At 26.3% G+C, this 13,814-nt stretch carries 9 protein-coding genes and 2 pseudogenes; 9 read left to right on the forward strand and 2 right to left on the reverse strand.

The annotated features are described in order from the left end of the window. Positions 1-76 precede the first annotated feature (76 nt). The 7 genes from gshA to CRV11_RS03100 all read left to right on the forward strand — a co-directional run bounded on the left by gshA (position 77) and on the right by CRV11_RS03100 (position 7,085). Positions 77-1,639: a glutamate--cysteine ligase gene (gshA, locus tag CRV11_RS03070; RefSeq protein WP_136131870.1), complete on the forward strand. Its 1,563-nt coding sequence runs from the start codon at positions 77-79 to the stop codon at positions 1,637-1,639. A 413-nt stretch (positions 1,640-2,052) separates the two neighbouring features. Then, a complete protein-coding gene (gene ffh / locus CRV11_RS03075; RefSeq protein WP_136131871.1) occupies positions 2,053-3,414 on the forward strand; it encodes a signal recognition particle protein in 1,362 nt (453 codons plus the stop codon). Positions 3,415-3,556: 142 nt separating this feature from the next. Further along, the gene (gene rpsP, locus CRV11_RS03080; protein ID WP_136131872.1) at positions 3,557-3,826 is read left to right on the forward strand and encodes a 30S ribosomal protein S16; all 270 of its coding nucleotides are present in this window, start codon (positions 3,557-3,559) and stop codon (positions 3,824-3,826) included. Continuing rightward, positions 3,826-4,371, forward strand: coding sequence for a ribosome maturation factor RimM (gene rimM, locus CRV11_RS03085; protein ID WP_136131873.1), 546 nt, complete (start codon positions 3,826-3,828; stop codon positions 4,369-4,371). The genes rpsP and rimM overlap by 1 nt, the downstream gene beginning before the upstream one ends. A gap of 32 nt (positions 4,372-4,403) precedes the next feature. Continuing rightward, positions 4,404-5,159 carry a tRNA (guanosine(37)-N1)-methyltransferase TrmD gene (trmD, locus tag CRV11_RS03090; RefSeq protein WP_136131874.1) on the forward strand — a complete coding sequence of 252 codons (756 nt, stop codon included), beginning with the start codon at positions 4,404-4,406 and terminating at the stop codon, positions 5,157-5,159. Between the two features lie 11 nt (positions 5,160-5,170). Next, complete coding sequence (rplS, locus tag CRV11_RS03095; protein ID WP_136131875.1) at positions 5,171-5,518, forward strand: 50S ribosomal protein L19; 348 nt, start codon at positions 5,171-5,173, stop codon at positions 5,516-5,518. Positions 5,519-6,020: 502 nt separating this feature from the next. Beyond that, positions 6,021-7,085, forward strand: a complete 1,065-nt coding sequence (locus CRV11_RS03100) for a 3-deoxy-7-phosphoheptulonate synthase (protein WP_136131876.1) — start codon at positions 6,021-6,023, stop codon at positions 7,083-7,085. Positions 7,086-7,852: 767 nt separating this feature from the next. Here CRV11_RS03100 and CRV11_RS03105 read toward each other — a convergent pair. Next, positions 7,853-9,013: a chorismate mutase gene (locus CRV11_RS03105; protein WP_136131877.1), complete on the reverse strand. Its 1,161-nt coding sequence runs from the start codon at positions 9,011-9,013 to the stop codon at positions 7,853-7,855. 355 nt (positions 9,014-9,368) lie between these two features. Then, complete coding sequence (gene bamD / locus CRV11_RS03110; RefSeq protein ID WP_136131878.1) at positions 9,369-10,100, reverse strand: outer membrane protein assembly factor BamD; 732 nt, start codon at positions 10,098-10,100, stop codon at positions 9,369-9,371. Positions 10,101-10,205: 105 nt separating this feature from the next. Here bamD and rluD point away from each other — a divergent pair. Together rluD and CRV11_RS03120 are read left to right on the forward strand one after the other, a co-directional pair. Beyond that, positions 10,206-11,146 (forward strand): annotated as a pseudogene (rluD, locus tag CRV11_RS03115) (23S rRNA pseudouridine(1911/1915/1917) synthase RluD). Between the two features lie 427 nt (positions 11,147-11,573). After that, a pseudogene (locus CRV11_RS03120) lies at positions 11,574-13,700 on the forward strand (AAA family ATPase); the annotation flags it as partial. Positions 13,701-13,814 lie beyond the last annotated feature (114 nt).

Consider the following 13,814-nt stretch of genomic DNA (forward strand, 5'->3'; position numbering starts at 1 on the left):
CGTATCAAAATTAATATTGAATTATTAATTTTAATATCAGTATATAAAATAATTTCTTGTTAACCTGGAGATTAATGTGATTCCTGATATATCTAATACATTAACTTGGTTGGAAAACAATGCATTTAATTTAAAGAATATCAATCGCGGTATTGAAAGAGAAACATTACGAGTTGAACCAAATGGCAATATTGCAATTAGTAAACATCCTAAAGATTTAGGATCAGCTCTTAAAAATGAATGGATTACAACAGATTTTGCCGAATCTCTATTAGAATTTATTACCCCAGTTGATAACAGAATAGAATATATGTTATCTTTTCTAAGAGACATTCACCGTTACGTTTGTCGAGTATTAGATAAAGAACTTCTATGGCCATTAAGCATGCCTTGTAGAATTGAAGATATGAATAGAATTAAATTGGCTAATTATGGTAAATCTAATATTGGATTGATGAAAACTTTATATCGCAAAGGTTTAAAAACCCGTTATGGAGCTATAATGCAGACTATTTCGGGTGTTCATTACAATTTTTCTTTGCCAGTCTCATTTTGGAAAGAATGGGCAAATTTGCAAAATCTACAAAATTGCAAAGAAACTATTTCTCTAGGGTATTTATCTTTGATTCGTAATTACTATCGTTTTGGTTGGATAATACCTTATCTCTTCGGTGCATCACCAGCAATATGTTCTAGTTTTTTAGAACATAATAACAATATCAAATTATCCTTTAAAATAAACAATAAAAGGACACTTTGGCTCCCTTATGCAACTTCATTACGTTTAAGCGATCTAGGATATAATAATAAATCACAAAATATATTAAAAATGACTTTTAATTCACTAGAAGAATATGTCAATAAGTTGAAAATTGCCTTGAAAACACCTTGGAAACAATTCGTAGAAAAAGGTATAAAAGACAAAAATGGTAATAGAATACAACTTAATACTAATATTCTCCAAATTGAAAATGAATTTTACTCACCAATACGTCCTAAATGTATTGCTCGTTCAGGTGAGTCATATTTAGATGCACTTATGAATAATGGAATTGAATATATCGAAGTGAGATCCTTAGATATAAATCCATTTTCAGCTATAGGTGTTAATAAAACACAAGTTTGTTTTCTTGATCTGTTTTTAATTTGGTGTATGATCTCTGATATTTCTAAAATAAGTTTTGAAGAGCTTTACTACATTACTGAAAACTGGAGAGTAGTAACATTAGAAGGACGGAAACCCAATCAAAAAATCAATATTAGATCACACAATAAAAAATATTTTCTAGCAGATATAGGAAAAGAAATTTTTCATAACCTACATAGGTTAGCAGAAATTTTAGATAAATATGAAAAATATAAAAAATATCAGAAAATTTGTGATGAGCTTTTCCTATACTTTGATAATCCTGAATTAACGTATTCAGCAAGAATTCTTAATATTATAAAACAACAGGGTATCATAGAAACTGGAATTTCTTTGTCAAGGAAATATCGTGATATTCTCTGTGCAGAATCACTTCAAGTAATAAAAGAAACAGATCTTAAAATTAAAGCAGAAAAATCTATTTTAGAACAACAGAATATTGAAAATAGTGATTTTATAAGTTTTGAAAGTTATCTTGATAATTTAGTTTAACAAGGATTTTAACTAAATATTTTGGAAAAATATTAAAGGGTATTAATCAATATTATATTTTAATTTGATAACTTAAAATAATAAAACAAGCTTTAAAATTGCATAAAAGGTATACTAATTATTTATAACAATATAGCTATTATAATTATTTAGGAATAATAATTATAATTTTTAACATTCATTTAACCAAACAAAACAATGTATTATTAATAATATGCATATATTAATTATTTTTTTATAAATATTTATTTGTTATAATCGCATGTTTTTTAATCTGTATGATTTTTAATCTCATCTCTAAAAAGTCTATTTGATATAATAAAATTATGTTTTAGTTAATGAGAATTATATAGACATTATGTTATAATTAGCTAAATAAAAATCAAGGAAAATTAAATTTAAGTGAGGTGCAATTGTTTGAGAATTTAACTAATCGCCTATCAAAAACTTTTAAAAATATTATTGGTATTGGAAGATTAACAGAAGACAATATAAAAGAAACACTTCATGAAGTACGCATAGCTTTATTAGAAGCCGATGTAGCTGTTTCTGTTGTACGTCATTTTACTAAGTGCGTAAAAGAAAAAGCTATTGGCCAAGAAGTAAATAAACGCATGACACCAGGACAAGAATTTATTAAAATTGTTCGTAATGAACTAATTGCTACTATGGGTGAAAAAAACAATAACCTTAATTTATCTACAGTACCACCGGCTGTGATACTGTTAGTTGGTTTACAAGGTACAGGTAAAACTACCAGTACAGTTAAATTAGCTAAATTTCTCACCGAGAAATATAAAAAAAAAGTTTTAACAGTTTCTACTGATATTTATAGACCAGCAGCTATTAAACAACTTGAAATTTTATCACGTCAAATTAATATAGATTGTTATGCATCGAATTGTGATCAAACACCAATTAATATTGTACAAAATGCATTAAAAGAAGCAAAAATCAAATTTTTTGATATTTTATTAGTTGATACAGCTGGTCGTCTTCACATTAATGAATGTATGATGGAAGAGATAAAACAAATATACAATACAATAAATCCCATAGAAACTTTATTCGTAGTTGATGCTATGATGGGTCAAGATATTGCTAACGTTGCAACAATATTTGATAAAGCTTTATCCTTTACTGGTATAATTTTAACGAAAGTTGACAGTGATACACGAGGAGGGGTGGCGTTATCAATTAGGCATATAACTGGAAAACCAATTAAATTTATAGGGGTAGGAGAAAAACCGGAATCATTAGAACCTTTTTATCCAGATCGCATAGCTTCTCGTATCTTGGGTATGGGAGATGTAATATCATTAATAGAAAATATTGAAAGTAAAATAGATAGCGAACAAGTAAAACGTTTTACCAAAAAAATGAATAAAGGAGATGTTTTTGATTTTAATGATTTTTTACAACAATTAGAACAAATTCGTAAAATGGGTAATATATCTGATTTAGTAAAAAAAATTCCTGGATTAGGAAAAATATCATATGATGTACAATCAGAAATAGATGATAAAATATTAATACATATGGAAGCTATCATTAACTCTATGACAATAAAAGAGCGCAAAAAACCAGAAATTATTAAAGGTTCACGCAAGCGTCGTATCGCTCATGGTTCTGGTATGAAAGTACAGGATGTTAATCGTTTACTGAAACAATTTACAGATATGCAAAATATAATCAAAAAAATGAAAAAAAGTGGAATAGGAAAAATATCTAGGTATATAAAAGGTATAATTCCACAAAATTTTTATAAGCGGTAAAAATGACTATAATAGTAATTTGTTATATCTTGATTTTTTGCCTCAATATGAATAGAATTCAAGTTCTTTTCATAGGATACTCGATTTCTTATAATAAAATATAGTTGTAGTAACTGGTCCTTGATTAAAAACAGGAGGTATCATGGTTATTGTTCGTTTAGCAAGACACGGTTCTAAAAAACGTCCTTTTTATCAGGTAGTAGTAGCTGATCGTCGTAAAGCCAGAAATGGTTTTTTTATTGAAAATGTAGGATTTTTTAATCCAATAGCCTGTGGTAAGGAACAAAGGTTATTTTTGGATGTAAAACGCATAGAACACTGGATAAAAAATGGAGCACAATTGTCTCATAAAATTGATAATTTGATGAAATCAGATAAAAAGACTTATATTTCTAATAATATATTATCATAATGAGTAAAACATCACTTACTTTTTATCCTGTTAATCCTATTACTTTAGGTAGAATAATAGGAGTATTCGGTATTTTAGGTTGGATTAAGATTAGATCTTTTACTGAAAAATTAGATAATATTTTTCTTTATCAACCATGGTTTATTAACCAAATTAATAAATGGCATAAATTAGAAGTAAATAATTGGAAATATCACAATAACTGTATGATTGTAAAAATAAAAAACATAGATAATAGAAATATCGCTAATGAATTAAACAACCATGAAATCATAATAGATGCAGCACAACTGCCACAATTAAACCAAGGAGATTATTATTTAAAAGATTTATTAGAATGTAAAGTAATTAATATTAAAGGCTATAATATGGGCACTGTAATGGATTTCATAGAAACAGGATCTAATCATGTTATAGTTATTAAACAAACAAAAAATTCATTGAATGAAAAAGAAATGTTAATTCCATTCATTAAAAATCAAACGATTAAAAAAGTAGATATTTACAAAAAAATTATAGAAGTAGATTGGGATCCAATTTTTTAAAAAATAACTTTTATTTAAAGATACATTATAAAATGTGGATTGGTATTATTAGCTTGTTTCCTGATATGTTTAAAATTATAACTGATTATGGTGTAATTGGTAAAGGTATAACAAAAGGGTTTATAAAACTTCAAATCTGGAATCCTCGTGACTTCACATATAAGAAACGTTGTATAATAGACGACCGACCTTATGGCGGGGGACCTGGTATGATAATGATGTTTCAACCATTATTTGATGCGATTTGCGCTGCAAAAATAAAAGCAGGAAATGGAGTGAAAGTAATTTATCTTACACCTCAAGGGCGCAAAGTAGATCAAAAAACAATTATCTCATTATATGAAAAAAACAAATTAATTTTAGTATGTGGTAGGTATAAAGGTATAGATGAAAGATTAGTTGAAGACAATATAGATGAAGAATTATCAATAGGTGATTATGTGCTTAGTGGAGGAGAATTACCGGCAATGATACTTATTGATGCTATTGCCAGGCTAATTCCTGGAGTATTGGGCAAATACGAATCAGTTACAAATGATTCTTTTTTTAATGGATTATTAGATTGTCCCCATTACACTAGACCCAAAGTTTTGCAAGGGAAACAAGTTCCTGAGATATTATTATCAGGAAAACATTGTGAAATTTATCGATGGAGGTTAAAACAGTCATTAGGTAGAACGTGGTTAAGAAGACCAGAACTTTTAAAAAAAATAATCTTGAGTCAAGAAGAATTACAATTATTAATTGAATTCAAAAGAGATATAAATAAAAATATTGTTATAAAATAAGAGATTTAATTATGATAGACATCATTAAACAGCTAGAAAATGAACAAATTAATAAAAAAATACCATATTTCCGTCCAGGTGATTCTGTGGAAGTAAAGGTTTGGGTAGTTGAAAGTGCTAAAAAACGCATCCAATCATTTGAGGGTATTGTGATAGCAAAAAGAAATCGAAGATTATCCTCTTCTTTTACTGTTAGAAAAATTTCTAATGGAGAGGGTGTTGAACGTGTGTTTCAAACTTATTCCCCCGCAATAGATAGTATTTCAGTCAAACGTCTTGGCGATGTTCATAAAGCTAAATTATACTACTTACGTAATTTGTCAGGAAAAGCAGCTCGTATTAAAGAACGTATTAATTAGATGTTTTTTATATTTAACATTAAATCAATGTACTAGACAATTGAATTTTTCAAAAATTAGCTGTAATTACTGTTGTTGAAGATAAATAACAATGATTATTTGTATTTTTACTAAAAAATTTTTATGTACTATTATTAAGTAACTAATATAGTTTGATTTATTCAAATTTATTAAAAAACGTTTCAACTAATTTTAATATTTACTATTCATATACAACAATCAATAGTAGATGATTATCTTTCTATAATTTCTATCATAATTACTATTTTAATTATGCTAATTGATATTTACGTTAGTAAATAATAAATACAACTCTAATATTTACATATGCTATTTTAATATTGAAAATGTATTTAATTGATATTATTAGATCATATATTTACTAATAGATACTTAATTAAGTATGGTAAGATAGTAATGATAGTTTATAAGATCTATTTAATCTATAAGCAGAAATATATAATTCTGATATTTCTTAAATACATGGAGTATGCAATTAATTATGGAAAGAGATGTATTAAATAATGTGCATATTGCTGACGAACAAATATTGATTACACCAGAAGAACTTAAATCTAAATTTCCTTTGGCTTTTCATCAAAGAACGCAAATTGCTGATTCTAGAAAAATTATTTCTGATATTATTGCAGGAAGAGATTTAAGATTATTAATAGTATGTGGACCTTGTTCAATTCATGATACCAAAGCGGCTATTGATTATGCTAATAGATTGCATGAGCTGTCTAAAAAAATAAACGATCAATTATATCTTGTTATGCGTGTGTACTTTGAAAAACCTCGTACAACTATTGGATGGAAAGGTCTAATCAATGATCCTTATATGGATAATTCTTGTGATATGGAAGCAGGATTACATATCGCACGTAATTTGTTATTGTCTTTGGTAGAAATAGGTTTACCTTTAGCAACAGAAGCACTAGACCCCAATAGTCCTCAGTACCTGGGTGATTTATTTAGTTGGTCAGCAATTGGCGCACGTACTACAGAATCTCAAACACATCGTGAAATAGCATCAGGTCTTTCAATGCCAGTTGGTTTTAAAAATGGTACGGATGGTAATCTAGATACAGCAATTAACGCTATGTGTGCTGCTTCAATGTCGCATCGTTTTGTAGGCATCAATCAATCTGGCCAAGTATGTTTGTTACAAACTAAAGGTAATCCTGATAGTCATATCATTTTACGTGGAGGAAAGGAGCCTAATTATAGTCCTAATAACGTTGCTCAATGTGAAAAAGAGATGATTAAAGCGGGATTAAATCCCTATCTAATGATAGACTGTAGCCACGGCAATTCTAATAAAAATTATAAAAAACAGATTTTAGTAGCTGAATCAGTAATTAATCAAATTAAAGAAGGAAATCGTTCAATTATAGGACTTATGATCGAAAGTAATATAAATGAAGGAAATCAATCTTCTGATAAACTACGTAGAGAAATGACATATGGCGTTTCTGTAACTGATAGTTGTATAAACTGGGAATCTACAGAAAAATTATTACATAAAATGCAAAAAAAATTACGAGGTGTATTATCAAAACGTTAAATAATTTAGGATAAGAAATGTTATTAATAAATAAGTCAAACAAAATTAAAAATAATTGTACAATTAAATATTTTTGATGACTTATCTGCCTAGATCTAAAAATAAGTAATTATAATATCTTCATTATTTTATTAAATATTGTAAAAATATAAAAAATATATTCCAAAATAGACAATTGCAACCATTAGTAATGGTAAAATGATTTATTTGTTTAGAGAAACGTTAATATTATTTGGTTAATAATACTAAAATTATTGAAAAAGATAATTAGGATAAATTTAATAATTTATTTTACTAAATAAAATATTTTAGTAAATGTTATATCAATAAAAAAAATAATCTTTTAAAAACTATTCTTTCAGTATAAGCCGATTCGATCTTACTTAGATTTACATCAAATGCCTAGTAAGACCTTGCTAGTTTGAATTCATAGTAACAAAATTAAATATTATTAATGATTTTTTAAGATACATCAAAATATTTAAGATATATATTCAGTCTTATTTATTACAATATGTCTTGTTTAGGATCTTAGACATTTTACAACTTTTATATATACATTTAATTACAATGAAGAAATATATAATTTCAATAATATATTGAAATTATATATAAATATATTTGCTATTTATTAATAAATTATTATAAATAAACTTGATAAAACTATATTTTTATTAAAAAAGAGATATAATAACAGTCTAACAATGACACTAATAAAATATAATATATAAAATAAATAGTGTTTTTTACTAAAAAATTTTATCTAATTACATCCTAGTGAAGGTATTACTTTCACTAGGATAACATCCCAAAATTCTTAAATAATAAGTAATATTTTTTATATCTTCTAAAGCATTTTTCATATTTTTTGATTTCAAATTACTTTGAATATCTAGGTAAAATATTTCCTTCCAGGGATTGCCATTAATAGGTCTCGATTCAAGCTTATTAACAACTAAATTATGTTTGTGTAATACTAACAAAACCTCAACTAATGAACCTACGCGCTGACCAGTTGCTACTATAATAGTTGTTTTAGCAGCAACATGATCATCTACTTCGATTGGATTACGTGATAAAACAATAAATCTCGTCTGGTTATATTCTTGATTTGCTAGATGACGATGTAATACTTGAAGATTATACAATGATCCTCCTGCCTCACTACCTAATGCTGCTATCTTTGATGAGTTCAATTCCTCTACTTTTTGCATAGCAATTGCAGTACTAGTTGTATATTTAATATTCCAATGAGGAAAAAGTTTAATAAAATTACTACATTGTTGAAAAGGTTGTAGATGACTGTATATTGTACAAATTTCATCAAGGTTAGTTCCTCTTTTAGATAATAGGCAATGATCTATGTGTAAAGTTATTTCGTGAGTAATTGATAAATTTGTATGTTGCAATAGATCATATACTTCATTAATAGATCCTGAACTAGTATTTTCAATTGGTAGTATAGCATGATCTGCAATACCTTTCTCAACGTACTGAATAATATCAAAAAAACTTAAACAAGCACATTCAACTATGTTATCAAAGGATTGTGTAAAATATTTCCTAGCAGCAATGTGAGAATAAGATCCCTTAGGTCCCAGAAAAGTAATTTTGGTTATATTGTCGCAGGAATATTTAGGTTTTTTTTTTAAAGCTGATTCTTGAATTAAAACAGAATCTTCAATGATTAATTGGAATAATTTAGCAATAAAGCATGAATTCAGATGATATTTTTCTCCAATTATCACTAAACGTTCTATTACTAATAGTTCTCTTTCTATATCGCGAATTGGCCTATGATCTTTAAATTTAATTTCAGCTATTTCAACAGATAATGACCGACGCTTAGATAATAATATCAATATTTTTTCATCAATTTCATTAATGTTTTTACGAATCTGGTTTAATGTTGATTGTTTATAATTCATAAAGGCACCTTATAAGATATAAAAAAATCAAGGAATTTTGTTGGTGATGTTTTATTAAATAAGATATGTTTTATGTATAAAGTTTAATTTTAAAAGCTATCATAATGTTAAGATTATTGATATTTGATTTATATTATAGGGGTTAATGATTTTTTTGTTCTTAATCATAAATTTTATCAAATTATTTTTAATTCAATGTATTATTAAATATTATTTTAATAGTATAATTTTATATACCATTAATTTTAATGGTATATAAATATAGATAATTACAGAAATGAGAGCTTAATTATATTAATAATTAATTAATAAGTATATATAAAACAAATAAAACATGTTATTTTTTATTTATATCTTAATGATTTAATGATATAATTTTACTAATTTTATCTGCTTCATTATTAATTTGTAATTTACGATAGGCTTTTTCCATTAAAGGTAATGCATTAAGAGTTGCTTTTGTATCAGGATAGTATATTAACATATTATTAATACGAGTAATTACTGCAACATATGCTTCTTTTTTATCATAAAATGATGCTATAGATAATTCGTAATTAGCCAATCTATTTTTTAAATAGATCAAACGAAGATAAGCATCATGTACATATTCACTTTTAGGATACTTTTTTAATAATTGTAGAAAATAGTTAAAAGCATTATATGCATGTTCTGGATCATGGCTAAAACGATTATAATATAATACTTTCATAATTACTGGATTATCTAATGACATCTCTATTAATCCTTTCATATAAATTACATAATCTATGTTAGGATGTTTAGGATAGAGATTAATAAAATTATTCACTAGATCTCGCGCTTCATTAAAATCCTTCTTTTTATAATAAACATATATTAAATCAAGTTGTGCTTGTTTTGTATATGATCCAATTAGATCTATATTTTTTATAATTTCTAAATATTTGATTGCTGTTTTAAAATTACCTTTTTGGATATTTTTTTGAGCAATATCATTTAATATAGGTAATGATTCATGAGTTAATTCTTTAACGTTAAATTCAGAACAACCAGTTATAATTAAAATTAATATCAAAATAGTTGATATATACTTCATTAATTTCATGATATAATCAGTATCCTTTATAGTATTATTACGATTAAACTTAAAAACAACAGATATCTAGTTATCAAATATATTGTTACTATTTAATTATTAAAATAAATTATTATGTTAAAAAAAATCCAACATACTGTAACTTTACCTAAAACTCTATTTAAAAAAAGATTAGATCAATCTTTAAAACAATGTTTTCCAAATTATTCTAGATCATGTATTAAAAATTGGATTTTAAATAAATTTATCACACTAGATGGTAATATAGTAGAAAAACCAAAAAAAAAATATTAGGTGGAGAATTAGTCGTTATTAATGTTAATAATGTAGAATGTTCAATTTTAGAACCTCAGAACTTACCATTACATATTATATATGAAGATGAATTCATTATAATTATTAATAAACAAAAAAATTTTGTAGTACATCCAGGAGCAAACAATTTTCATGGGACATTATTAAATGCATTGTTATATAAATATCCCAATATAATTAATGTACCACGCGCAGGTATAGTACATAGATTAGACAAAGATACTACAGGTTTAATTCTTATAGCAAAAACACTTGATACACAAAGAAAATTAATTAATATGTTACAAAAACGCGAAATTATTCGTGAATATGAAGCAATTGTCAATGGTATTACACCAATAAACGGGATAATTAATCAACCGATAGCTAGACATAAAAAAAACAGAACAAAAATGACAGTAAATTTAACAGGCAAACATGCTATAACCCATTATCGCACTATGGAATATTATCAAAACCATTCTAGGCTGCATGTACGTTTACAAACAGGTCGAACACACCAAATTCGTGTTCATTTGGCTTATATTAAACATCCAGTGATCGGAGATCCAGTTTATTGCAAGCGGCAATCTAAATCAGAAAAACAAACCTCAAATATTATGAACGAAATCTACAATTTCAATAGACAAGCACTACATGCAAAAACATTAACTTTTTATCATCCTATTACTAATGTTTTAATGAAAATTAATGCCCCAATTCCTGAAGATATGAATAATCTTATTGATATACTAAAATGAATAAATAAATTTTAATATTAAACATAATCTTTAAAATAAATCAAATATTTATATATTTATTTATCAAACAGTTATATATATTTACAATATATTGCTATTTTATTTGTAAATGTGAAAAATTATTGATAACAAGATTTTACTATTATAGTATGATTTTATAATATCTTAATTATGATAAATCTTATCCGGTAAGTTATCTTTTTTATCCTTCGTTATTATTAAATGCAATCATATATAAACCACTTTAAAGTATTGATATAAGTTTATTTTAATAATTAAAAGATATACTATAAATTTATAATAGTAATTTTATTTGTATTAATTATTATTAATAATAATATTCTTTAATAATTGAATTATTTGTCCTGTTTTTTGTTAATTATACAAGATATTCCATAATGATACCTTAGATAATATCCATGAGGTCAGAATGAACAATCAAGGATCTAAAAATCAAAGTTATTTAAACAAATATGCTATTAATTTAACTAAACTTGCTGAAAACAATAAATTAGATCCAGTAATTGGACGTGATGAAGAAATACGTCGAACTATACAAGTTTTACAACGTAAAACTAAAAATAATCCGGTTCTTATAGGAAAACCTGGTGTAGGTAAAACTGCAATAATTGAAGGTTTAGCTCAACGCATTGTTAATGGTGAAATACCAGATAGGCTAAAAGGAAATCAAATATTAGCACTTGATATAGGTAATTTAATAGCCGGAGCTAAATATCGAGGAGAATTTGAAGAACGTTTAAAAGGGTTACTAAAGGATTTATCCAAACATGAAGGTAATATTATATTGTTCATTGACGAATTGCATAACATAGTTATGGGAGAACAATACGAAGGAGCAATGAACGCAAGTAATCTTTTAAAACCTAAATTAGCTAGAGGAGAACTCCATTGTGTAGGAGCAACTACTGTAGATGAATATAGACAATATATTGAGAAAGATGCAGCTCTAGAACGTCGTTTTCAAAAAGTGTATATATCTGAACCAAGCGTGGAAGCTACAATAGCTATTCTTCGAGGACTAAAAGAACGTTATGAATTATATCATCATGTGCAAATTACTGATAGAGCAATAGTTGCTGCAGCTAATTTGTCCAATAGATATATTTCAGAACGTCAATTACCAGATAAAGCTATCGATTTAATTGATGAAGCAGCCTCTAGTATTCGTCTACAAATGGATTCCAAACCCGAATCTCTTGATAGACTTGAAAGAAGAATCATACAACTAAAAATTGAACAACAAGCACTACAAAAAGAATCTGATCAAATAAGTATAAAGCGTTTTAATCTAATTAATAAAGAATTACAACAAAAAGAAATTGAATATAAAAATCTTGAAGATAATTGGAATACTGAAAAATCATTTATATTAAATACACAAAATATCAAGAGTCAGCTTGAACAAGCTAGATTATCACTAGAGCAAGCTAGACGTTCTGTAGACCTTTCTAAAATGTCAGAATTACAATATGGAATTATTCCAGAACTTGAAAAAAAACTTATTAAAGCTACTAATAATGAAGTAAATAACATAAAACTATTACGTAATTGTGTTAGTGATGTAGAAATAGCTGATATTGTATCTCGTTGGACTGGTATTCCAGTATCGAACATGATGGAAAATGAACGAGAAAAACTTTTACGCATGGAGGAAGAATTACATAAAAAAGTTATAGGACAGGATGAAGCTGTTAAAATAGTATCTAATGCTATTCGTCGTAATCGAGCTGGTTTATCTGATTCTAATCGACCAATTGGTTCATTCCTATTTTTAGGTCCTAGTGGAACAGGAAAAACAGAGTTATCTAAATCATTAGCAAAATTTTTATTTGATAAAGATAATTCCATGATAAGAATAGATATGTCAGAATTCATGGAAAAACATTCTATTGCTAGACTAATAGGTGCGCCTCCTGGATATATAGGATATGAAACAGGAGGGTATATAACTGAAGCAGTTCGTATCCATCCCTATTCTGTAGTTTTACTAGATGAAATTGAAAAAGCACATACAGATATTTTTAATATTTTATTACAAGTACTAGATGAAGGACGTTTAACAGATAGTAAAGGACGTACCATTAATTTTAGTAATACAGTCATCATTATGACCTCTAATTTAGGTTCTAGTCTAATTCAAGAAAAATTTAATTCCCTGACTTATAACAAAATTAAGGAATTAATAATCAATGAAGTTGATAACTATTTTAGACCTGAACTTATTAATCGTATTGATGAAATAGTTGTGTTTCATCCACTTAATGAAATACATATGACATCTATTGTAAAAATACAATTAAAAATATTAAAAAAAAGATTGGAAGAACAAGGTTATAAATTACAAATTTGCAAAGAAGTATATGATTTTTTAGGGCATGATAACTATAATTACTTACATGGAGCACGACCTCTTAAAAGATCTATTCAACAAAAAATTGAAAATCCTCTTGCACAAAAAATTCTTTCTAAAAGAATATCACAAGAAAAAATTATAAAAATAAATATCAAAAACAAAACTATTGAAATCAATTAAAGATATTGTTTTTAGGAAAGCATTTAAGTTAACAATTAAATCTTTCATTAAAGATTGACTAATAACTTTAAATAAGCTAACATAGCAAAGCTCTTTAACAATTTATCAGACAAT

Origin of the sequence: Candidatus Pantoea edessiphila (assembly GCF_002933335.1) — a bacterium.
Classification (GTDB): Bacteria; Pseudomonadota; Gammaproteobacteria; order Enterobacterales; family Enterobacteriaceae; genus Pantoea_C.

Coding starts and splice junctions, on each gene's coding strand:
- bamD (WP_136131878.1), bottom strand. CDS start 10,100: ATGAAATTAATGAAGTATATATCAACTATTTTGATATTAATTTTAATT.
- rplS (WP_136131875.1), top strand. CDS start 5,171: ATGATAGACATCATTAAACAGCTAGAAAATGAACAAATTAATAAAAAA.
- rpsP (WP_136131872.1), top strand. CDS start 3,557: ATGGTTATTGTTCGTTTAGCAAGACACGGTTCTAAAAAACGTCCTTTT.
- trmD (WP_136131874.1), top strand. CDS start 4,404: ATGTGGATTGGTATTATTAGCTTGTTTCCTGATATGTTTAAAATTATA.
- CRV11_RS03105 (WP_136131877.1), bottom strand. CDS start 9,013: ATGAATTATAAACAATCAACATTAAACCAGATTCGTAAAAACATTAAT.
- rimM (WP_136131873.1), top strand. CDS start 3,826: ATGAGTAAAACATCACTTACTTTTTATCCTGTTAATCCTATTACTTTA.
- CRV11_RS03100 (WP_136131876.1), top strand. CDS start 6,021: ATGGAAAGAGATGTATTAAATAATGTGCATATTGCTGACGAACAAATA.